Here is a 21273-nt window from a genome sequence, read left to right on the forward strand (position 1 = left end):
TTCTTGTTAACGGATCGTAAGATGCTCGGCAACCGGCCCAAGAACCAGTACAGGCAGAAAGGTCAGCGCGCCGATAATCAGCACGACGGCAATCAGAATGCCGGCGAACAACCCGTTATCAGTACGGAACGTTCCCGGCGTCTCCGGCACCCGCTGCTTCCGCAACAGAGATCCGCCGACCGCCAGCAATGCGATCATCGAAATATAACGGCCCAGCAGCATGACCAGCCCGGTTGTCACGTTCCAAAACGGCGTGTTATCTGCAAGACCTTCAAACCCCGACCCGTTGTTCGCTGCCGAAGACGTATATTCATACAACACCTGGGAGATGCCGTGGAACCCTGCGTTCGTAATGCCTGATTGACCCGCACCCGTCATCAGCGCGAGCGCCGTAGGTGCCAGAATGATGAACGGGTGCACCAGGATCACGACGGCAATCAGCTTCATTTCCTTCGCTTCAATCTTCCTGCCGAGAAATTCGGGTGTTCGCCCGACCATCAGCCCGGCCAGAAATACGGCGAGAATCGCGTACATAAGCATGTTCATCAAGCCGACACCCTTGCCGCCAAAAACGGAATTAAGCATCATTAGCGCCAGCGGCGTGATGCCCCCAAGCGGGGTCAGGGTGTCGTGCATGTTGTTGACCGATCCGGTGGTAGCCGCGGTTGTCACGGTCGTAAACAAGGAGGATTGCGGAATGCCAAAGCGGACCTCCTTGCCTTCCATACTGCCTTGCGACGCATCAATCCCGAGCCGGTTCAGCGCTGGATTTCCGCTTGATTCGGCCGCATAGTTCAGGGTTAGAAAACCGATGAACAGCGTCATCATGACAGAGAACACGATCCAGCCCTGCTTGCGGCTCTTGGCGAACAATCCGAAGGTGTAAGCCAGGGCAGCCCCGAAACTCCACATGCACAATATTTCGATCACGTTCGTCAACGGGGATGGATTCTCGAACGGATGCGCGGAATTGGCTCCCATATAGCCGCCGCCGTTCGTTCCCAAGTGCTTGATCGACTCAAGCGCGGCTACCGGGCCGACCGCGATCTGCTGCTCTGATCCCGAAAGCGTCGTTACGCTAATGGTCGGCTTTAACGTCTGCGGCACCTGCAATGCCACCAGCAGCATGGCAATAAGGAAGGCCGCCGGGATGAACACACGGGTCATGGCTTTCACGAAGTCTTCGAAGAAGTTCCCGACCGTAGCGCCTTTCATCGTCACGGCCCGGATAAAGGCAATGGCAACGCAAAGCCCGGTGGCAGCGGACGTGAACATCATCATGATGATCACGGCCATCTGGGAAAAGTAAGAGAGGCCCGACTCCCCGCTATAGTGCTGCAAATTCGTATTGGTCATGAAGCTTATAATTGTGTTGAGCGACAGCGTCGGCTCCATGTTCTCGATGCCGTTCGGATTCCACGGCAGCACGTGTTGAAAACGGAGGATGGCATACCCTGCTCCGACCAGGATGATATTGGTGAGCAGGAAGCTGATCGCATAGCCCTTCCAGCTCATCCCTTTGCGTTCCTTGAGTCCGATGAGGGCAAATATCGGGCGTTCTGCCCAAGAGAACCATTTGTCCGTGCCGCCGGGTTCATTGCGAAACACGAGATAGAGGTAGGTTCCAAGCGGCTTGACGAGCAGCAGCAGAACCAGGATGACGACGGCAATTTGTACGATGCCCATGATAAGCGGCTTCCCCCTTTATGTTGAGTCTTAAAATTTTTCGGGATGAATCAGCGCATAAACCAAATATAAAAATAACGCAGCGGTCAATATCAAAATCAGCGTCATGGCCGGTCACCCTCCGACTCTTGAATGATGCGGCCGCACCAGCTTATGAACAGCCGGAACAGCCCGTAGGTTGCACCTAGCAGAAGCAGCATGTATACATCCTGCATTGTTATCCCTCCTTGGCGGTTAGCCGTAAAAACAGCTCTTTCCGGTAACTAGTCTAAAAGTGCGGCGATCAGGAAATCGACGCGGTCATGGTTTGTGTGCAGCACGACGTCCGCGCCAAGCCCTCTGTAAATCAGCCTTGGATTGCCGGAATGAGTAACAACATAGATCGAAGCCGAGGTCCATGTCCGGCATATGCGCAAGTAGCGGCAGCAGAGGTTCAAGCTGTTCTCAAACAGAAACACCTTGCCGATCGGCCGCTCGGGAAGCACCCAGGTCTGCTCGTCTCGCGTGTCGATCAGGATGACATCCTTGCATCCGAGCCTGCTCGCCCTCTCCCCCTCTGCCCGGTTGTTTACCAGAACGGCGAACGGGATCTCACTTAGTAATAATTGGCGGATGAATGCTTCCCCAGCCTTGGTCGGCGCGGATATCAGAATCGTGTCTTGCTGTTTTTCCATACGTTCTCCTCCTTGTGTCCGTCGGAGAAGGCAACAAAAAAGAAGCCTGGGGAGGAGAAGAACTCTTCCCGCGGCTTCTTCCTAAAAGGCGCGGCGAAAAAACACCGCGGCTTCGTCAAGTCACGACAATCGTTGCCTCTCTCGATACGCTTACGAGGTTAGCTGACGGATTCGGGCGTGAGAGTCGCCCTACCCATAGACCGTTATCTTGCCTATGGGATTCACCCCGGAGAGACGCGCGAAATCGCGTCTCCCGATTGGTTCCCCCGCTCCTTTTTCATTCAAGGACTCAGCGAAAATGAATCTAGCGAGCTGCGTGTATTCGGTTAATGATTGACCCTGATATTATCGAAAACTGTCAAAACGGCTCAGCCGAGAATCAAGCGGTGAGAGGCGCTTGACGCTAGTACGAGCCGAAGGACCCCATGGCGGTCTTCGGTATACGCCCTTTCTCCGATGGATGGCCGCAGCTCCCACACTGGCCGGCTTCCACGGCGGTATCAGGCCGCCCTGCCCAGCTTCCGGAAAGCATCAGGTCAATTCATAGTTCGTATCATACGACCGGCGATTCGGGAAGTAAATGCAGACGAAAACCCGTGGAGAGCATTATGAAACTGGTTCAATCCGGAATGTTCCCATCATCCCCGATTATCTTCTCCATACGCGCCATTCCTCTCTATTTCACCATTTCTTAGCTAGAATGCGATATAAAGCGATGGAATGGCAATAATGAAAGCCTTACCTATATGTACACGCTTTCCTTCGTTGTTTTCGCCGTTTTTCAGAAAAATACAACGACAAACGGAATGCTAATCGACTTCCGACTTCAAGCCAAGAACGCGCCCCCATGGATCGGCGGCGCGTTCTTATACTTCAAGTTATGATTGTAATCGCATCGTTTCCCTACCGGCATCGTCGCCCGCTTTTTCGCTTCCCAAATCACTTGAACATATTCTTCAGCACCATCATCAGATTGGCCGGCTTCTCTGCAATACGGCGGGTAAAATACGGGTACCACATCGTGCCGTACGGCATGTAGCATCTTATTCGGTAACCGTCCTGCGCTAGCCGGGCCTGGTCTTTCATGCGCAGCCCGTACAGCATTTGAAACTCGAACGCATCCTTCTTGATCCGGTTCTGCTCTGCAAATACTTTGACCCAATCGATGATGTTGTTATCATGGGTCGCAACAGCGGTATAGGCCCCTTGATCCAGCTGAAGCTTGATTAAATTTTTATAATTGCCGATGATCTCCTGCTTCTTCTGATACGCAATCGTTCCCGGCTCCTTATAAGCCCCCTTAACCAGGCGGAGTTTCACCCCTTCCTTCGTCAGCATCCGGACGTCTTCCTCGGAACGGTACAGATAGGCCTGGATGACCGTTCCCACATGGGTCAACCCCTCCTTATGAAGCCGCAGCGTCATATCGATCGTGGCCTGAGTGTACGGCGAGTCCTCCATGTCCAGCCGAACGAAGTTGCCATGCTTTTGGGCCGCCCGGACCACCGCTCTAATGTTCTCGTATGCCGCCTGCGGATCGAGCGCCAAGCCCATCTGCGTCGGCTTCAGCGACACATTCGATTGAACTCCCCGGTTGGCGATGCCCTCCACAAGCCGAATATATTCCGCCCGGTAGGCCGAAGCCTCCGTCAGCGAAGTTATGCCCTCTCCCAGATGATCCAGCGTTACCAAGATCCCCTTCCCGTTCAGCCTTTCGATCTCATCGAGTGCCTCTTCCAGCGTATCTCCCGCAATGAATCTGCCCGCTAATTTTTTGCCGTAACGAAGCGACAGCCATTTCACCAGCCGGTTCCCCGACACCGTCAACACGACTTTCCGGTAAAGCTCAGTCCCGTCCATGCATGCCTCACCCTCTTCTCGGAGTAAAATGCGCTCTACCTTAACTCATATGCAAAAAAGGTCGCATCATGCGAAGTGGACATTCCTTCGGCTTGGTGAGAAATTGCCGTTACATAACAATGCGAGTTCACAGAGGGTGTTGAAGATTGCCGATATAGCGCTAGCGTCGATGCGTTGGTAATTGGTGGTATATTAGACCTGGGGGTGATCCCTCGTCTTTTTAAACAGTCCTTGAAGAAAAAACACGAATAAAAACGCTCAGGGAAATATCCTCGAGCGTTCCATATTGCTAATGAATTGCTATTTCAAGCTATTCTACGGTTCGCGCCAAGCCGCCGCATCAGGACGCGCTTAGCCTCCTTACTGCTCTTCCCTTGCTCGGCCCGTAATCGGCTTAAGTCCCGGGTCTCCAAACGATACGTTGACCGATTGGGCCAATTGAAGCATGTCATCTGTAAAGTCAGCCATTATGGTCAGGCAGAACGGCGTCTCGACCGCTCGAAGCGTGATCACCAGGCTGCCGTCGTCATTCCATGTCATCGAGGAGCATACCTTGCCCTCCTCCATCCGGAACAGTCTCGTCTTGCCTACCGCCCATGCGTTCCGGCCAAGCGCGAGCGATTCGAGGCCGTAGTGCGCTTCGATCTCCAGCAAGGCTTCTTCCTCCGAGAAACGAACGCAGAAGGTACGAAGCTTCTGCTCATTCTCCTCGAGCTCGAACACGATTCCGGAAAGTTCCGGCTCCCGCGTGGAGGAGGCCTGGAATTTCGGCGGCTGTATGTTCAGCGCTCCAAGCGTTTCGGTGAGCGAGACCGCCGCTCCTTCATCCTCCGGTAAAGCCTCCGGCTCAAAGGCCGGCACCAGATGCTCCCATACGTTGTTCAGGACGGCCTGCATATCGTTCAAGCCCGAGGTGATGGCGATCACCGCCTCCAGCTCCGGGTGGACGATGCAGTATTGGCCGAATGCACCGTCGCCGCGATAGGCGCCATGACGGCATCTCCAGAACTGGTAGCCGTAGCCTTCCGTCCAGTCGGAGGAGCCGTCTCCCGGTCCGTTCGAAATCTGCTTCGATGTCGCTTCGAGGACCCACGCCTCCGGGATGAGGCGTTCCCCTCCCCAAACGCCCTTCTGCAGATACAGCTGACCGAATTTCGCAATATCCTCCGTCTTCAGCTTGAGTCCCCAGCCGCCGGCATTGATGCCGCGCGGACAGTTCTCCCATGCCGCCCCGTGAATGGCGAGCGGTTCAAAGAGCCGGGGCTCCAAATACTCCAGCAGCGTCTTGCCGGTAATGTTCTGCAGGATCGCCGAGAGCATATACGTCGCCGCGCTGTTGTACACGAAGTGGGTTCCCGGCTCATGCTCCACGGGCTGCTTGAAGAAGTCGGCTACCCAGTCCTCGGATTCCAGCGCAGGTTCCCCCGCATGGCCGGTCCCCATCACGAGCAAATCCCGCACAGTCATCGCCGCCAGATTTTCGGATGGAGCCTCCGGCGCATATTCCGGAAAGAAGCCGATCACTGGATCCGTCAAGGCGATGCGGCCTTCCTCTGCGAGGAGTCCGATCGCGGTGGAGGTAAAGCTCTTGCTTAACGAGAACAGCATGTGCGGAAGCTCGGGCCCGTACGGATCCCACCAGCCTTCCGCAATGACATAGCCGCGGCGCAGCAGCATAAAGCTGTGCAGCTCAAGCCCTTGATCCTGGACCGAACCGATAAAGCGCTCAATGGCCCGCGAGGAAATGCCTTGACGTTCGGGGGTGCTTCTTGACAATGATTGAACCGTGTCCATACTCATAAGAATCCGCCTCTCCCTGTTAATTGCAAGTGATCGATCTTCCTGTCGGAATCATTATACACCAAATTGTGAAACCGCTTCATCATATCGAACCGGTCGGAAGCCATGACGCTCGCTGATCTCGACCAAGCCCCTCTGCATCAGGAAAGCAGCCTCGGCATCACGCCCGCGTGCAAGCTCTTCGCCGTCGACCCGGGCGTTGCCGCACTGCGTCATCTCCTCCGAATAGAGTGCCGGATGGGACAGAAAGAAGTATTGCTCGTCTGTGAGCCTGCTGAGCACGGCCTCGAATTGCGGGATGAAGGATGGAACGCCGTCAGGGAAAAAGTTATAGTAATACCGGTGATTGATCAGTCCCTTGCTTGCCATCCAGCGGTCCAGCTCTTCCTGAAGCCCGGGGACGAAGCGCTCCGGCATCATATGCGAATCCGCATACGTTATGCGAAAGCCTAGCGCCGTCAGCTTATCCAGCTGCTCGCTGCACTCGGCCACAATCTCCTCCAAGGCCGGAGGAGATTGCTGGAACATCGACGGATCCTGATAGAAGTATCCGCTTGGGTCCACAAGCGAAGGAACCTGTTCCTTCGCCGAAACAGGTCCCCATCTGATGCGATCCCACTCCGCATTCAGCGTCATGTGGAATCCGAAGCATATGTCATCGCGGCGGGCCAGCAGCTCGGCCGCTTCCGCGACATACGGCCCCGGCGCCATAACGGATACGTTTTTGATAAATCCGGCGTCTACCGTTCTTGCAATCGCCAGATTGGCCGAACGGCTCGAGCCCAGATCATCCGCTCTTGTAATGATCCGCCTCATTTTACCGCACCTGCAGCAATCCCTTTGATGATATACTTTTGCGCAAAAATGTAGAAGATGACCACCGGGATAATCGTTAAGGTCAGGCCGGCCATCGCCTGGTTCCATACGATCGTGAATTCCCCGAAGAAGTAGAACGTCGAGAGCGGAATTGTCCGCAGCCCTTTGTCCGACAGCGTCAGCGATGGGAGCAGATAGTCATTCCACAGAGCGATCACGTTCAAAATCGCTACCGTTACGGTGATGTTCTTCAGCAGCGGGAATACAATTCTCCAGAAAACGCCCAGCTTGGAGCAGCCGTCCAGCGTTGCGGCCTCTTCCAGAGCGACCGGCACCGATTTGATAAAGCCATGGTACAGGAAGACCGCCATACTGGAGGTAAACCCGACATTCATATAGATCAAGCCTTCATGCGTGTTCAGCATCGGAATATGCAGATTGCTGCGAATCCAGTCCATGACCTGCATGAGCGGCATCATCAGCGTCTGGAACGGAATGAGCATCGTCGCCACGAACGTGAAGAAAATGATTTTGCTCAGCTTGTTATCCGTCCGCACCAGCATCCATGCCGTCATGGAAGCGAGCACGATGACAAGAATCACCGAGACGACCGTCACGTAGAGCGAGTTGCCCAGCGCCGTAAAGAAATTCATCTTCTCCATCGCCGACTTGTAATACTCGAAGCTGAAGGACGACGGAAGCGCCAACGCGTTCTCATACAGCTCGGCACGGTCCTTGAACGAGTTGATCAGCATGATGAAGACGGGAGACAGGAAGACGATCGCGAAGAGAAGCAGCACGATATCGAGCAGCCATTTGCCTGTTTTCTTCATCACATCTGCACCTCTCTTCTCTTCGTAATGATCACTTGGGTCAAGGTAAGCCCGGCTACGATCAGGAAGAAGATGATCGCTTTCGCCTGGCCTATGCCGTAATTGCCGTAAGCGAATATTTCATTGAAGATGTTCATCGCAAACATCTCGGTCGCGTTATTCGGACCGCCCTTCGTCAGGGACAGGTTCACGTCGTAGATTTTGAAAGCGCCCGACAGCGTCAGGAACAGACAGATCGTGAACGATGGCATCAGGAGCGGGAAGACGATGCTCTTCAGCCGCTGCCACAGGCTCGCGCCGTCGACTTTGGCCGCTTCCATCAATTCATCCGGGATCCCCTGGATGCCGGCAATGTAGATGATCATGGTATAGCCGGCCAGCTGCCAGGTAAATACGACAACGATCGCATACAGCGAGAACTGCGGATGCAGGAGCCAGTTGAAGAAGATGCTGCCGAGCCCGGTTTTCTCCCCAAGGAAGCTAAAGGCATCGGTGAAGATGAACTGCCAAATATAACCGAGAATAAGGCCGCCGATCAGGTTCGGCATAAAGAACATCGTCCGTGCGGCATTACGCGAGCGAAGCTTGGTCGTCACAAGCAGCGCGAATCCCAGGCCCAGGATGTTGACGCATACCAACGCCAGGAGCGTAAACTGCACGGTGTGCCAAGCCGATGACAGGAAGCGTTCGTCCTGGAAGATTTGGACATAATTGTCCATGCCCACAAATACTTTCGGATTGGCCGGAATTCCGTCCCACTGGACGAAGGAGTAATAAATCCCGATGATGAACGGGATGATGACCACGGTCGTGAAAATAAACAAAAGCGGTACCGTGAATAGGGCAAACCAGGCTTTGTCCTTTCCCTTGCTCATAATCCATACCTTCTTTCTGTCCTGGATGATCCCCGTGGTAAGGCATCACCTTGATACTTGCAATTGCTGTGTCTTTCGTTTAAACGAGCCCGGCCTTGCGACCGTTTCTGGCCCCTTCCGAAGCCGTTGTGCTATGCATGCTGGTGGGATTAGATGATGTTCGTTGCGCTACTTCGAGCTTGAAAAAACAAAAGCCTAACGCTCAGAGTCAATTCGGAACGTCAGAGGCTAGGCTTTCGTTATGATGAAATTGTTTAGATCACCGCTCATTCACGAGCGCTTGCTGCATCCCTTATTTCGAGGCTTTCGCCCAAACCTCATCCAGCTTCTGCAGGAATTGCTCGCCTGTCATATCCTTGTTCATGAAGAATTCCTGAGTAGCCGGCGCCAAGTCGTTCGTAATGATGCCGGACGGGAAGTAGTTCAGCGCCCAAGGGATCGTCTGACCGCTGTTCGTCGCTTCATGCACGGCCTGGGACAATGGATCCAGGTTGCCTGCCTCGATGTTGGTCAGCGCCGGAATGAACTTGAAGTCGTCGACGATCGCTTTTTTACCGGTATCGCTGGTGAAGAGCCAGTTCAGGAATGCGTTGGCTGCTTTCACTTCGTCCGCATCAGCCTGGTTGTTGATCACCCAGTAGCTCGCAACCCCGACCGCAAGTTTGTCGTTGCCTGCCAGCGGGAACGGCATCATGCCGATCTTCGAATCCATATCCCCGAAATCGGCGAGCATGGAATAGCTCCAGTTGCCTTGGTGAACCATCGCCGTTTTGCCTGTTGCAAAGTCACCCATTTGGCTGTCGTACTTCACTTCCATCGGGTTTTTGGCATTGGCTTTGATCGCATCCATGAATTTCGCCCATTCCTGGAATTCCTTCGTATCCGCCATCTTCACTTCGCCTTTGTTCAGCTGGTCGATAAAGGCCAGCGGATCGGACTGAAGCGCGAACGGCGTATTCAGGATATGCCCGATCAGAAAGTAAGCTTCCTGCGACAGGCTCAGCCCGTTCTTGCCTTCTGCCTTCATCTGCTCCAGCAGCTTCGTGAACGAATCCAGGTCCTTCACGTTCGCCGGATCGACGAGATCCTTGTTGTACACAAGGCCGAAGCCTTCAACGCCGTAAGGAACGCCGACCGTCTTGTCGTCCACCTTCAGCTCCATGTCAGGCGCAATATTTTTGACGTATTCCTCACCACTCAAGTCCGTAAAGTAAGATTTCAATTTCTCCGATTCAGGCCCCGGCGCTACGCTGAAAATCGTAGGGCCTTGATTGCTGCCCAGCTTCGCTACCAGCTGCTGCGAATAAGCATCGCCGGCTGCTCCCCATACTTCAACCTCATTGCCGGTTTCTTCTTTATAGGTCTTAACCAGTGCTTCAAGAGGCTCCGTAATTTCAACCTTCGATTGGAAGAGTGTAATTTTCTTTAGTTTGTCTCCTCCGGATGCTGCTCCCGAATCTTTGTCGGCTGTACCGGAAGTACCGCCGCAGGCCGCCAATGTGGCCACCAAAGCCGTTGCAGTCAGTACACTTAATACTTTTTTTACTTTTTTCAAGTGACACGCCTCCCCCGTAAGGACTCAATAAAGTAAAACGTTTACAACCCAATCATAGGCCTGTTATGCACTCATGTCAATAAAAAATGTACACGTTTTCATAAAATATTAAGTAAAATATTTAGTAAAATATATTCTTTTTTACTAGAAATATTCGTAAAACTTTATTTAACGGTCTTTCTCCACTGAATGGTAGCACTTAATTTAAAAGGCTCCTTGCCGGTCGTCCCTTTAATCATGCCGAGCAGCTCCTTGGCAGCCAAATAACCGCTCTCATAACGCGGGATCGCAATCGTCGTCAGGCCTGCCATGGCGGCCGCATCCGAGTTGTCGAAGCCGGTAACGGAAATATCCTCCGGCACGCGGAGCCCGTTCTCCTCGAAAGCCTTGATCGCCCCAAGCGCCATATTATCATTCGCGCATACCAGCACTTCCGGAAGCGAGTTGCCGAGAATCAGAATTTTGGCTGCCTGATATCCGCTCTCTTCGCTGTAGTCCCCGTGGAAGTAATTGCGGCGGTCAAAGAGGATTCCGTTTCTCTCCAGCGTATCGACAAATCCGGCGTACCTCTCTTTATGGTCAAGCGTAAATTCCAGGCCGCCCATAAACCCGAAGCTGCGGAACCCCTTGTCCACCAACGCCTGCACCATATCGCACATCACCGGATAATTGTCGACAATGACGCTTTTGGTATTGGCGAATGCATTATCGATAATCCGGTCCATGAGCACGACGGGGAATTGGGGGGTTGCCACGGAGATTAAATAGTCGTCCGTCATATGCCGGTCCAGGCTTATGGTACCGCTTGCAAATTTGCTGCGCATGAAGTTCGCGCTCGATTTGCTGGTGCAGATGATCAGATCATAGCCGTTCTCCGTCAGGCAGTGGCTGATGCCCTTAATAATTTTCAAATAATAGTCGCGGTCGAAATCGCTGAATACAAAGATGATCGTGTTGCTGTGATCGGATTTGGCCGCCTTGTTCGGAAAATAACCTTGCTCCGAGCAGATCCGAAGCACCCGTTCCCGGGTGTCCTTGCCAACGTTCTTCCGTCCGTTAAGCACATTGGATACCGTCGAAACCGAGACCTCCGCGAGCTTGGCAATTTCCTTTAAACTACTCATGATTCCAGTCCCCCTCCAAACGCTATGTAATTTTAATATAACATGGTTTTATTTTTAATAAAATTTACTTGTTTACGGTAAACGAATTTTTTTGCCGGAACCTTCCCCCTGTCACAATATACTTCCGGACCGAACAGCTCCTTTTTTATCAAGCAAAAAGCAGGTCGCGCGAATCTCGCCGAGACCTGCTCTTTTTCGAATCATGACCTGCTCTAGCAGGATATTCATTCGGTTTCTTACCCTATTACCGCATCGCTCTTTTTATCGTGAATTGGTCTTGAATAACCTCCCGTCGTCCTGGCCGATTCACCAGGTAGATGCCGAGTCCTATGCACAGGGTGCCGGCCAAGGTATACCAATGCAGCTGCTCGCCAAGTATAAGCCATCCAGATAATACGCCGAACACGGGAATGAGAAACAGATACACGTTGGCTTGATTGGGGTCGCTATGACGCAGCACATAATACCAGGTTACAAACTGGACGATCGAACTCATAAGGATCATCCAGCCCAGAACAAAGAGCTCCTTGAGAAGGTGGGACGAGTCCCAAACAAAATGCGGCTCTTCCAGCAGCGGACTTGCGATGAGCAGCAGGATGCCGCCGATCAGCATCTGATAGGCAGTCATGACCCAGGCGTCAAACTCCCCGCCCCAGCGCGAGCTTAGCAGGGTTGCCATGCCCCAGGCCATTCCCGCACCCAGCGCGAACCAAAAGCCGCTCTGCATCTGCATCTCCAATCCTTGCGTAATGAATACGCCGACAAATCCGATGATCACGCCAGCCCACTGCAGAAGGCGGTATCTTATCCCGAAGATCAGGAAGCTGAACACGATAAACCAGATTGGATTGCTGGAGGACAGAACCGAGGAACTGCCGGAGGAAATAGTCTGCATGCTCAGGTAAATACCACTCATCACGAACGCCGACTGAAACATTCCGATCGTCGCCAGCTTCATCCACGCAGCGCTGCTGCGGGGGTGTGGCCGCTTGGCTATGAAGGGCAGCATCAGCAGCCCCGCCACCACGAACCGGATGGCCAGCAGGATGAATGGGGAGCCGAAGGACAGGGCAATTTTGCCTATCGGGAAATTGAGACCCGCCACCAGCATCGTAAATATCGTAAGAAACAGCAAACGCGGTTTGCTCATGCCACGAAGTTCTCCTCTCTTTAATCAATGGTATCCTCAGTTTATTTCGACTCTCATATCATGTAAAATAATTAAATAAGATTTAAACCATCACTGTGAATGATGGATATTGAAGGGGGATGAGCTAAGGTGGAGAGCGGGGATTTGAAAATTTTCCAGGCTGTTGCCCGGGAAGGAAGCATTACCAAGGCAGCCGCCAGCCTTGGTTACGTGCAGTCGAACGTGACGGCTAGAATCCGGCAGCTGGAATCCGAGCTGAACACACCTCTGTTCTATCGGCTCAGCCGCGGCGTTTCCTTGACTGCAGCCGGCTGCAATCTCCTCACGTATGCCGATCAGATCACGCGTTTGCTTGACGAAGCCGTCAAATCGACGCAATTCTCGGAAGAGCCGTCGGGGCCGCTGCGGATCGGATCATCGGAGACCACCGCAGCGGTACATCTTCCCGGTATCATGCTGGATTATCATAAGCGGTATCCTGACGTGAAGCTGTCATTGATTACAGGCCATAGAGCTGACTTGGTTCGGGGCCTGAACGAGTATGATCTGGATGGAGCGTTTATCACCGGACCGCTGGATTTCCCGGATTTCGACGCAATTCGAGCATTTGACGAGGAGCTAGTGCTCATCTCGGAGCCGACGGAAGCCTCGCTTCGGGACTTGCTCACCAAGCCTCTGCTGTTTTTCGGCAAGGGATGCTATCATCGTGAACGGTTGGAGCAGTGGCTTCATGAAGAGAATGCGGGGCCTACGAATATTATGGAGTTCGGCACGTTGGAAGCCATCATGGGCGGTGTGGCCGCCGGACTGGGCATCTCGCTGTTGACGCGTTCTTCCGTTCAGGACTGGGTGGATGCTGGAAAGTTGCAAGCTTTCCGGATTCCTGAGCGTTTCCGCAGCTCCAAGGTCCATTTCGTATTCCGCCGCGACCTTTTTCGGACCAGCGCCTTTACTAAATTTGTCGAGCTGCTTGAGAAGTCCGATTGAAGTTTTCAATCAGATGCAATAACAAAGAAGCCGTGGCCCTATAGCCACGGTTTCTTTTCACGCTATGCACTTCTTATCTCGATATATGGCCCGCTGAAGGCTGCAGAAAGTCCACGATCTCCGGGGCCAGCACCTCCGGCGCCATGACGACAGCCGAATGGTCTTGGCCTGGAAGCATGCGGTGTTCACATTGCGGGAGCAATGCGGCCAAAGCGCTGGCAGCATTATGGAATAAAGCCCCGCTGTTCTCACCCGTCATCACCATAACCGGGGCATTGACCTCCCACCGGTCCGTCGGCAATGGTTGGCCGGATTGCGTATTTCCCATAATCATTCCGTCATAAGCCAGCGTATGCGCTAAACCCTCCATCGCCTTCCAGGATGGGTCTGCCTTCATGAATTCGATGTATTCCCCCGGAATTCCCAGTGCGGCTGTCATGTAGTATTCTACCGCTTCGCTTCGTTGGTTCCCGGCCATCAATGTATTCAAGTGCTGCACGTATTCCGGCGGTACCGGTGCACGGCTGTCATCGATGATAAATGGCGGCTCGTATAGAAACAGCTTGCTAACTTTACCGCTGCCGAGGCTGCTGGCTGCATCCAGGGCCAAAACGGCCCCCGATGAGCTCCCGAATACATAGGCGCTGCCGCCCGCCTCATGAATAAGGGCTTCCAGGTCTTCGATCTCACGTTCAACTGCATATGGATCCGTATCCATGCTGTCGCCGCGCCCTCTCCGGTCGTAATTGTAGACGGTGAAATGCTCGGACAGCAGCTCGGCAAGGCGCGATCCGTCGTTGTGATCCGCAGCGGCAGAGGACACAAGCACGATTGCCGGTCCCGTACCCTTTTTCTCATAATAAATCCGTGTACCGTCTTTCGAAATCACATGGCTCATCCCAATTCCTCCTTGTTATGGTTGATTCAATATGTACTGCATTTGATGCTCGAATCTTTCCAGCGTCTCCTGGTATCCTTCCACCATGCCCATGGGCTCCGCCTGATCCAGATCCTCTGCGCTTGCAAACTGAGTGATAATGCTCAGCCTTGTTCCACCCCTTGCCTCGTCGAATGTGACGAACGTCAGCATATCGCTTCCTTCGACGGGGTTCCACTGTGAGTCTGTAAATGTGTCATTATAGACAAGCCTCGACCATTCCACCACTTCGGTATAAATCGCCTTGCAGAAAGCCGCATCTCCTTCACCGGCCGTATCGGGCGCAATCCGGTAGCGCCAAGCGCCGCCCGGCCTTACATCCATTTCGTACACCGTGGCGGTCCAGTTCCTCGGCCCCCACCAGCGTTCGATGTGCTCAGGCTTGGTCCAGCCTTCCCAAGACAGCTTCAAGGGGATGGAAACGATGCGTTCCACTGTCAGCTTTCGCTGTTCTCTGTCTTTCGTAATGATTGTCTTCCTGCCCATGTGAATCCCTCCCGTCTATTCGGCTCTGCCCCGGCAGAGCCTTTCCTGTGGATCTAGCAAAAAATTCAATTAGCTCTCCTTTCCCTTTAAGTCGCTCATATAGTCTTCGAAATTGTCGAGTCTCTCTTCCCACAGACGGCTGAAAGAGTCGAGCCACTCGTCCAGTTCCTGGAACGGACGGGCTTCAAGACTATAGATGCGCTGCTGCGCGTTCTTGCGGACCTTCACCAATCCCGCTTCGTTCAGGATCCGCAAATGCCGGGATACTTGCGGCTGACCGATGTTAAGCAGCTCTACGAGTTCACTTACCGAACGCGGTCCTTGCTTTAATAGCTCGATAATGTTAAAACGGTTCGGTTCCGAGATCGTAGACAGGGTTAATTGCATTGCGAAAGTGTTCATGATTTAAATATACACCGATATGTATATACGTGTCAACGGATATATTGGCATAAACATAATTTTTCTTACAAACGCTCCGTCAGCCTCTTATTCTAAAGCATCGTTAACCGGAGAATCTTCCCTGGTGAGTGCTGCATTGCTCTATCCGATATGAAAAAGAAAAAGACAGCCCGATTGGGCTGCCTCCCCCTAAAATGAAGCTGCTTACGAGAAGTTGAAATCCTGCCGCGCCATTACCCTTTTATGCCTGCACATTAGGGTTGAATGGACACATCGTGCAGCTGCAATATGCCATTCGGGTGTCTCCAGAATCCTTGCACCTTACTGCTAACGCCGTTCAAATACTCCTGGTGGTGAATGTAAAGCATCGGTGCGAGCTCGACCAGCTTCTCTTGCGCCTGCTTATAGATCGCCTTGCGTTTCTCCGGATCGTTCTCCTTGCGTCCGGCATCGAGCAGCTGATCCAATTCAGGGTCATTGGTAAAGGTTCGGTTGCCCGGCTCTCCGGCGTTCTTCGAGTGGAACAGCTCATACATTCCGTAGTCGGCATCGGCCGTGACCGTGGACCAACCGAGCACGAACATATCATGCTTGCCCTCTGCCGTTTGGGCGAGGTAAGACCCCCACTCCACCACTTCGATTTTGACGTCAATGTTCAATTCCTTCAGCTTGGACTGGACGTACTCCGCGATCTTGATCCGTTCCGGATTGTCGTTCGTCCAGATGGAGGTCGAGAAACCTTGCTCATAGCCGGCCTCCTTTAGGAGCTCCTTCGCCTTATCCATATTGTATTCGATCGGCTTCACGCTCGGATCATAGCCGTTCACGTCCGGGGCCAGCGGGCCGACGGCCGGAATTCCTGTTCCTTCGTAGATGCCCTGCATAATTTCGTCTTTATTGATGGCCATCGTCAAGGCTTGCCGCACGCGAAAATCGTTAAACGGCTTCTTATTGTTGTTGAACCCGATATAAGACAAGCTTAACGACGATTGCCGATTCAGCGACATGCCGTCATTGCTCTCAATCCGGCTGATGCTGCTTGGCGATACCGGATCGATGATATGGGCATATCCGGTCTCCAGCTCCGCAATCCGCGTCCCCTCTTCGCTGACGACCTTGAACGTCACCCGGTCCACCTTCGCCTTGGTTCCCCAGTGGTCCGGGTTGGCTGCAAGCTTCACCTCTGAGCCCGGATTCCAGCTCTCCAGCTTAAAGGTCCCCGTGCCGACCGGATTTTGGGCGAGATAAGCACCTGCCTTTTCGCCGGCATTGACCTTCCCATAGTCCAGCTTGATCGCCTCCGCGCTGATTATGCCGACGGCCGGATGGGCGAGATGGGCGAGCAGCGGCGAGTAAGGATACTCGGTTATAAGCTGAACCGTGTGTTCATCCACGACCTTGACCTCTTTAATCATAGCGACCAGCGAAGCCCGCGGCGATGCGACCTTCGGATCCTTCATACGATCCAGATTGGCCTTCACCACTTCGGCATTAAAAGGCGATCCGTCCGTAAATTTCACGCCTTGTCTCAGCTTGAACTCCCACGTTAATTCATCGACAGCCTCCCAGCTCTCGGCAAGCCCCGGCTGGAAGTTCAGGTCTTTATCATGCACCAGCAGCGTGTTATAGATATGCGATGTCACGATGCTGCTTTGCTGGTCTGTCGACATGTGGGGATCCATCGATGCCGGATCCGAAAGCCAAGCTATCACAAGCTCATTAGCTGCCGCCTCCCCGGTATCCTTGCCGGTGTCCGTGCCGGGATCCTTGTTGTCCGTCCCGGATGGCGTTGTCGTTCCGCCGCTTGGCGGCGTCTCCGGATTAGCGCTCTTGCCGCCGCCAGCACAGGCTGACAGCAGCAGCGTAAAGATGACCAGCATGCACATCAGCCACCATTTTGTCCTCTTGTTACCTGTCATAGTAAACATCCTCCCCCTTCTTGCGATAAATAGGAAAATATTTCATGCACAGTTAACATATATTTTACTATTTGATATTTATACGAGGATTTTGCAAAAATCCAAAGATCGACTTTCAATCAGCTATATTGCATATTCCTGATACCAGCTAGAAATGAATCCAACATCCGCATGCGCATGTTAGCAGCTATTCTCAAATTCATATTTTGGAGAAAGGATGATTCCCCATGGATAACCTGACCGCTGATGCTAGAACAACACAGCAACCCGGCCTGCATGAAGCTCACAGGACTAGATGGAAATCTTTCTATTATCGGTTGAGGAAGAATAAAGCGGCATTATTCGGAGGCTACTTTCTCCTATTCGTCATCCTCGTTGCGATTATCGGTCCGCTATTGACCCAATACGACCCGAGCAAAATCGACTATACCGCCAAATTCCTGAAGCCATCCGCTGATCATTGGTTTGGCACGGACCATAATGGACGAGATATCTTCACCCGCATCATTCACGGCATGCGGCTGACGCTGTCGGTCGGCTTCATCTCCGTGATCATCGGCGCCGCGTTCGGGATCGTGCTCGGGATTGTTTCAGGGTATTACGGGGGCAAGTGGGATACGTTCATCATGCGGATCACCGACGTGATGCTCGCATTCCCCGGCATTCTGCTGGCCCTGGCGATCGTCAGCGTTCTTGGCAAAAATCTGTTCAATGTCATCATCGCCGTCAGTATTTTCTCCATCCCCATGTTCGCCAGGGTCGTGCGCGGCTCCACCCTTGCCGTGCGCCGGCTGGAATACATTGATGCCATGCGCTCGCTCGGCGCCAGCGACCGACGGATTATCTTCGGCCACATTCTGCCGAATATCCTGTCGCCGATCATCGTACAGGCTACGCTCCGGATTGCCGTTGCGATTCTGACGGCAAGCGGGCTCTCCTTCCTCGGGCTCGGGGCCCAGCCGCCGACGCCGGAATGGGGGGCCATGCTGAACGACGGCCGCAACTATATTACCGACCATCCGCATGTCGCTTTGTTCCCCGGCTTGTCGATCGTGCTTGTCGTCATTGCATTCAATCTGCTGGGCGACGGGCTGCGGGACGTCCTTGACCCGAAATTAAAAAAATAATGAAGGGAGCTGCCGGGCCATGCTCAAGTATTCCGTTCGGAGACTGATTCAGACGATTCCCGTGATCATCGGCGTCACGATTGTTGTCTTCCTGCTCATGCATCTCATTCCCGGAGACGCGGCACAGGTCATCATCGGGGAAGGCGCGCCGAGAGAGCAAGTCGAACAGATCCGGGAAAATCTCGGACTCAACGATCCGCTGCCGCTTCAGTATTGGAACTATGTCAGCGGGCTGCTTCAGGGGGATCTGGGCGACTCGATCCGCAGCAGCCGGCCGATTGCCGATGAGATTTTCACCAGCCGGTTCTGGATTACGTTAGAGCTCGCCGTGTATAGTACGATTCTGGCCGTGTTTCTCGGCATCCTCGCCGGCATCATCTCCGCCGTCAAGAAAAGCTCCCCCGCCGACATCGGGGTCATGTTCATCGCCCTGTTTGGGCTGTCGATGCCGAATTTCTGGCTCGGTTTGATGCTGATCCAATATTTCGCGGTGGATCTCGGCTGGTTCCGTCCCTCCGGCTGGGGCACCTGGTCGCAGACCGTCCTGCCCGTCATTACCCTCGGGACCGGCGGTGCCGCGATCATTGCGCGGATGACCCGCTCCAGCATGCTGGAGGTGATCAGCCAGGACTATATCCGCACAGCGCGGGCGAAGGGCGTCCGGGAGCGCGTCATCATCTACAGGCACGCACTGAAAAATGCGATGATTCCGGTCATCACCGTCATCGGGCTCGAATTCGGCGGACTGCTTGGCGGCGCCGTGCTCACCGAATCCGTGTTCGCGGTCAATGGCATGGGCCGCTACGTGGTTGATTCCATCAGGGGCAGGGATTTCCCGGTCGTGCAGGCTACGGTGCTGGTGCTCTCAGTCATGTTCGTGCTGGTCAACCTGCTCGTGGACATCTCCTACCGGTATTTCAACAAACGCATTGATTTCGATTAATCGCGAATACGAAGAGAAGGGAGAGATGGCAAATGAAGTCAGCATCAACGCTGCTGGACATTAAGGATTTGCGGACTTCTTTTTTCACGGAGCAGGGGGAGGTCAAGGCCGTGGACGGGGTCAGCCTGCGCGTCCGCAAAGGGGGGACGCTTGGCATCGTAGGCGAATCCGGCTCGGGGAAGAGCATTCTGTCCTTGTCGATTCTCCGCCTCATCTTGAGTCCGGGCAGAATTGTAGGCGGTCAAATTTTATATAACGGCGAGAACCTGCTGGAGAAAACGGACCGGCAGATGCGCAAGCTCCGGGGCAACCAAATATCGATGATCTTCCAAGAGCCGATGACATCGCTGAACCCGGTCTTCACGATCGGTGATCAAATCGCCGAGGTTTATCGCATTCACGAGCAGCTGGGCAACAAACAAGCGCTGGAGAAGGCCGTGCACATGCTGCGGCTTGTCGGCATCCCCTCCCCGGAGAAGCGGATTTCGCAGTACCCGTTCCAGCTGTCCGGCGGGATGCGGCAGCGCGTCATGATTGCGATGGCGCTCGCCTGCAATCCTGACCTCCTGATCGCGGATGAGCCCACGACCGCGCTCGACGTGACGATTCAGGCGCAAATTCTGGAGCTGATGAAAGAGCTGCAGCAGAAGCTGCATATGTCGATTATTTTCATCACGCATGATCTGGGGATTGTCGCCGAAACCTGTGACGATGTAGCGGTGATGTACTGCGGCAAGGTCGTGGAATATGCCGATGTCCGGTCCCTATTCAAGCATCCAAAGCATCCCTACACCATCGGATTGATGAATTCGCTGCCGCGCCATGACGTCGACCAAGAAGCGCTGGAGCCGATCCGGGGCTCGGTGCCGAGCCCATTCGACCTGCAGAAGGGCTGCCGGTTTGCCCCGCGCTGCCCGGATGCCCGGAAGCTCTGCTATGATCAGCAGCCCGAGCTGTCGGCGCTGACGAACCGCCAGCAGGTCAGCTGCTGGAAGTATACCGAGCAATGGGATGCCGTAAGCGAGGTGAATAACGATGAGCGATAATAGAACCGGCAAGGCATTATTGTCCGTTAAGCATCTGAAGCAGTATTTTCCGATCAAGGGCGGCATCTTTGGACGTACCGTCAATGTTGTGAAGGCCGTAGACGACATTTCCTTCTCCGTTAACGAGGGGGAGACCGTCAGCCTCGTCGGCGAATCGGGATGCGGCAAATCGACGACCGGACGGGCAATTCTGCGCCTGGATGAGCCGACCTCCGGCGAAGTCGTGTTCGAGGGCACCAATCTTCTTTCCTTAAGCAAATCGCAGATGAATCGGAAGCGCAAGGACCTGCAGATGATTTTCCAGGACCCGTACGCTTCATTGAATCCTCGCAAAACGGCCGTTCAAGTGCTGGAGGAAGCGATGGAAATCCAGAACATCGTCCCGAAAAAGGAGCGGCGGTCAAGGGCCATCGAGCTGCTTGAAACCGTCGGCTTATCCGCCTATCAGGCCGATCGTTACCCGCACGAGTTCAGCGGCGGACAGCGGCAGCGGATCGGCATTGCCCGCGCGCTATCGGTCAATCCCAAGCTCATTATCAGCGACGAGGCCGTGTCCGCCCTTGACGTCTCGATCCAGGCTCAGGTGCTGAACCTGATGAAATCGCTCCAGAAGGAATTCAAGCTGACGTATTTGTTCATCTCCCATGATCTTGGCGTCGTCCGCCACATTTCCGACCGGATCATCGTCATGTACCTTGGCACGATCGTTGAGATTGCGGACAAACAATCGCTGTTCCAGCGGCCGCAGCATCCTTACACCCGGGCGCTGCTGTCTGCGATCCCCACCCTCGATCCCGACCGCAAGAAGGAGCGGATTTTGCTGAAAGGGGATGTCCCTTCCCCGCTCAACCCGCCGTCCGGCTGCCGCTTCCATACCCGCTGCATGTACGCCACGGACCGCTGCAAATCTGAAATCCCCGTCCTTCGGGAAGCAGGCATGGGCGGCGGCCATCAGGCAGCCTGCCATTACATCGAGGAGATTGCGGAAGGCGCGCTTTATTCCAGGCGGGATTGACACCGCAGGCTCCGTGTAATACATCGCTATGCGGAGGA

The 21273-nt window shown here is 54.0% G+C and carries 20 protein-coding genes and 1 riboswitch; of the genes, 5 read left to right on the forward strand and 15 right to left on the reverse strand.

Going from position 1 to position 21273, the window contains the following annotated elements; genetic code table 11:
• Positions 1-6 precede the first annotated feature (6 nt).
• From kdpA to BBD41_RS12620, 11 genes are all read right to left on the reverse strand, one after another.
• Positions 7-1686, reverse strand: coding sequence for a potassium-transporting ATPase subunit KdpA (kdpA, locus tag BBD41_RS12570; protein ID WP_099477789.1), 1680 nt, complete (start codon positions 1684-1686; stop codon positions 7-9).
• Positions 1687-1716: 30 nt separating this feature from the next.
• A complete protein-coding gene (gene kdpF / locus BBD41_RS30650; RefSeq protein WP_077570726.1) occupies positions 1717-1794 on the reverse strand; it encodes a K(+)-transporting ATPase subunit F in 78 nt (25 codons plus the stop codon).
• A gap of 155 nt (positions 1795-1949) precedes the next feature.
• A complete protein-coding gene (locus tag BBD41_RS12580) occupies positions 1950-2360 on the reverse strand; it encodes a hypothetical protein (protein ID WP_099477790.1) in 411 nt (136 codons plus the stop codon).
• Between the two features lie 131 nt (positions 2361-2491).
• A riboswitch (cyclic di-AMP (ydaO/yuaA leader) is annotated at positions 2492-2665 on the reverse strand.
• 634 nt (positions 2666-3299) lie between these two features.
• A complete protein-coding gene (locus BBD41_RS12585; protein WP_099477791.1) occupies positions 3300-4220 on the reverse strand; it encodes a proline dehydrogenase family protein in 921 nt (306 codons plus the stop codon).
• 360 nt (positions 4221-4580) lie between these two features.
• Positions 4581-6020, reverse strand: coding sequence for a serine hydrolase domain-containing protein (locus BBD41_RS12590; protein WP_099477792.1), 1440 nt, complete (start codon positions 6018-6020; stop codon positions 4581-4583).
• A 54-nt stretch (positions 6021-6074) separates the two neighbouring features.
• Complete coding sequence (locus BBD41_RS12595; protein WP_099477793.1) at positions 6075-6836, reverse strand: ChbG/HpnK family deacetylase; 762 nt, start codon at positions 6834-6836, stop codon at positions 6075-6077.
• A complete protein-coding gene (locus tag BBD41_RS12600; protein ID WP_077570263.1) occupies positions 6833-7669 on the reverse strand; it encodes a carbohydrate ABC transporter permease in 837 nt (278 codons plus the stop codon). The genes BBD41_RS12595 and BBD41_RS12600 overlap by 4 nt, the downstream gene beginning before the upstream one ends.
• Entirely contained in the window at positions 7669-8544 is an 876-nt protein-coding gene (locus tag BBD41_RS12605) for a carbohydrate ABC transporter permease (protein ID WP_007130685.1), read from the reverse strand. The genes BBD41_RS12600 and BBD41_RS12605 overlap by 1 nt, the downstream gene beginning before the upstream one ends.
• Positions 8545-8836: 292 nt before the next feature.
• A complete protein-coding gene (locus BBD41_RS12610) occupies positions 8837-10099 on the reverse strand; it encodes an ABC transporter substrate-binding protein (protein ID WP_077570265.1) in 1263 nt (420 codons plus the stop codon).
• Positions 10100-10263: 164 nt separating this feature from the next.
• The gene (locus BBD41_RS12615; RefSeq protein WP_099477794.1) at positions 10264-11223 is read right to left on the reverse strand and encodes a LacI family DNA-binding transcriptional regulator; all 960 of its coding nucleotides are present in this window, start codon (positions 11221-11223) and stop codon (positions 10264-10266) included.
• Positions 11224-11467: 244 nt separating this feature from the next.
• Positions 11468-12373 (reverse strand): DMT family transporter, encoded by a 906-nt coding sequence (locus tag BBD41_RS12620; RefSeq protein ID WP_099477795.1) that lies wholly within the window; start codon positions 12371-12373, stop codon positions 11468-11470.
• Between the two features lie 129 nt (positions 12374-12502).
• On the opposite strand from BBD41_RS12620, the gene BBD41_RS12625 reads away from it, so the two are divergent.
• Positions 12503-13360, forward strand: coding sequence for a LysR family transcriptional regulator (locus BBD41_RS12625; RefSeq protein WP_077570270.1), 858 nt, complete (start codon positions 12503-12505; stop codon positions 13358-13360).
• Between the two features lie 73 nt (positions 13361-13433).
• On the opposite strand, the gene BBD41_RS12630 is transcribed toward BBD41_RS12625, so the two are convergent.
• From BBD41_RS12630 to BBD41_RS12645, 4 genes are all read right to left on the reverse strand, one after another.
• Entirely contained in the window at positions 13434-14258 is an 825-nt protein-coding gene (locus tag BBD41_RS12630; protein WP_077570272.1) for an alpha/beta fold hydrolase, read from the reverse strand.
• Between the two features lie 15 nt (positions 14259-14273).
• Complete coding sequence (locus BBD41_RS12635) at positions 14274-14783, reverse strand: SRPBCC domain-containing protein (RefSeq protein WP_099477796.1); 510 nt, start codon at positions 14781-14783, stop codon at positions 14274-14276.
• A gap of 69 nt (positions 14784-14852) precedes the next feature.
• A complete protein-coding gene (locus BBD41_RS12640) occupies positions 14853-15185 on the reverse strand; it encodes an ArsR/SmtB family transcription factor (RefSeq protein ID WP_223260662.1) in 333 nt (110 codons plus the stop codon).
• Between the two features lie 254 nt (positions 15186-15439).
• Positions 15440-17104 carry a glutathione ABC transporter substrate-binding protein gene (locus BBD41_RS12645; RefSeq protein WP_077570276.1) on the reverse strand — a complete coding sequence of 555 codons (1665 nt, stop codon included), beginning with the start codon at positions 17102-17104 and terminating at the stop codon, positions 15440-15442.
• Positions 17105-17331: 227 nt separating this feature from the next.
• On the opposite strand from BBD41_RS12645, the gene nikC reads away from it, so the two are divergent.
• Genes nikC through BBD41_RS12665 form a run of 4 tightly spaced genes read left to right on the forward strand, consistent with a single transcriptional unit; the run spans position 17332 to position 21235 of the window.
• Positions 17332-18231: a nickel transporter permease gene (gene nikC / locus BBD41_RS12650; protein WP_077570278.1), complete on the forward strand. Its 900-nt coding sequence runs from the start codon at positions 17332-17334 to the stop codon at positions 18229-18231.
• Between the two features lie 19 nt (positions 18232-18250).
• A complete protein-coding gene (locus BBD41_RS12655; RefSeq protein ID WP_028404120.1) occupies positions 18251-19174 on the forward strand; it encodes an ABC transporter permease in 924 nt (307 codons plus the stop codon).
• Positions 19175-19206: 32 nt separating this feature from the next.
• Complete coding sequence (locus tag BBD41_RS12660) at positions 19207-20220, forward strand: ABC transporter ATP-binding protein (RefSeq protein WP_077570280.1); 1014 nt, start codon at positions 19207-19209, stop codon at positions 20218-20220.
• Positions 20210-21235, forward strand: coding sequence for an ABC transporter ATP-binding protein (locus BBD41_RS12665; protein WP_077570282.1), 1026 nt, complete (start codon positions 20210-20212; stop codon positions 21233-21235). Before BBD41_RS12660 ends, BBD41_RS12665 begins: the two co-directional genes overlap by 11 nt.
• Positions 21236-21273: the final 38 nt, after the last annotated feature.

Source organism: Paenibacillus ihbetae (assembly GCF_002741055.1).
In the GTDB taxonomy this organism is placed as follows: domain Bacteria; phylum Bacillota; class Bacilli; order Paenibacillales; family Paenibacillaceae; genus Paenibacillus_AQ; species Paenibacillus_AQ ihbetae.

Coding starts and splice junctions, on each gene's coding strand:
- kdpA (WP_099477789.1), bottom strand. CDS start 1,686: ATGGGCATCGTACAAATTGCCGTCGTCATCCTGGTTCTGCTGCTGCTC.
- kdpF (WP_077570726.1), bottom strand. CDS start 1,794: ATGACGCTGATTTTGATATTGACCGCTGCGTTATTTTTATATTTGGTT.
- BBD41_RS12580 (WP_099477790.1), bottom strand. CDS start 2,360: ATGGAAAAACAGCAAGACACGATTCTGATATCCGCGCCGACCAAGGCT.
- BBD41_RS12585 (WP_099477791.1), bottom strand. CDS start 4,220: ATGGACGGGACTGAGCTTTACCGGAAAGTCGTGTTGACGGTGTCGGGG.
- BBD41_RS12590 (WP_099477792.1), bottom strand. CDS start 6,020: ATGAGTATGGACACGGTTCAATCATTGTCAAGAAGCACCCCCGAACGT.
- BBD41_RS12595 (WP_099477793.1), bottom strand. CDS start 6,836: ATGAGGCGGATCATTACAAGAGCGGATGATCTGGGCTCGAGCCGTTCG.
- BBD41_RS12600 (WP_077570263.1), bottom strand. CDS start 7,669: ATGAAGAAAACAGGCAAATGGCTGCTCGATATCGTGCTGCTTCTCTTC.
- BBD41_RS12605 (WP_007130685.1), bottom strand. CDS start 8,544: ATGAGCAAGGGAAAGGACAAAGCCTGGTTTGCCCTATTCACGGTACCG.
- BBD41_RS12615 (WP_099477794.1), bottom strand. CDS start 11,223: ATGAGTAGTTTAAAGGAAATTGCCAAGCTCGCGGAGGTCTCGGTTTCG.
- BBD41_RS12620 (WP_099477795.1), bottom strand. CDS start 12,373: ATGAGCAAACCGCGTTTGCTGTTTCTTACGATATTTACGATGCTGGTG.
- BBD41_RS12630 (WP_077570272.1), bottom strand. CDS start 14,258: ATGAGCCATGTGATTTCGAAAGACGGTACACGGATTTATTATGAGAAA.
- BBD41_RS12635 (WP_099477796.1), bottom strand. CDS start 14,783: ATGGGCAGGAAGACAATCATTACGAAAGACAGAGAACAGCGAAAGCTG.
- BBD41_RS12640 (WP_223260662.1), bottom strand. CDS start 15,185: ATGAACACTTTCGCAATGCAATTAACCCTGTCTACGATCTCGGAACCG.
- BBD41_RS12645 (WP_077570276.1), bottom strand. CDS start 17,104: ATGACAGGTAACAAGAGGACAAAATGGTGGCTGATGTGCATGCTGGTC.
- nikC (WP_077570278.1), top strand. CDS start 17,332: ATGGATAACCTGACCGCTGATGCTAGAACAACACAGCAACCCGGCCTG.
- BBD41_RS12655 (WP_028404120.1), top strand. CDS start 18,251: ATGCTCAAGTATTCCGTTCGGAGACTGATTCAGACGATTCCCGTGATC.
- BBD41_RS12660 (WP_077570280.1), top strand. CDS start 19,207: ATGAAGTCAGCATCAACGCTGCTGGACATTAAGGATTTGCGGACTTCT.
- BBD41_RS12665 (WP_077570282.1), top strand. CDS start 20,210: ATGAGCGATAATAGAACCGGCAAGGCATTATTGTCCGTTAAGCATCTG.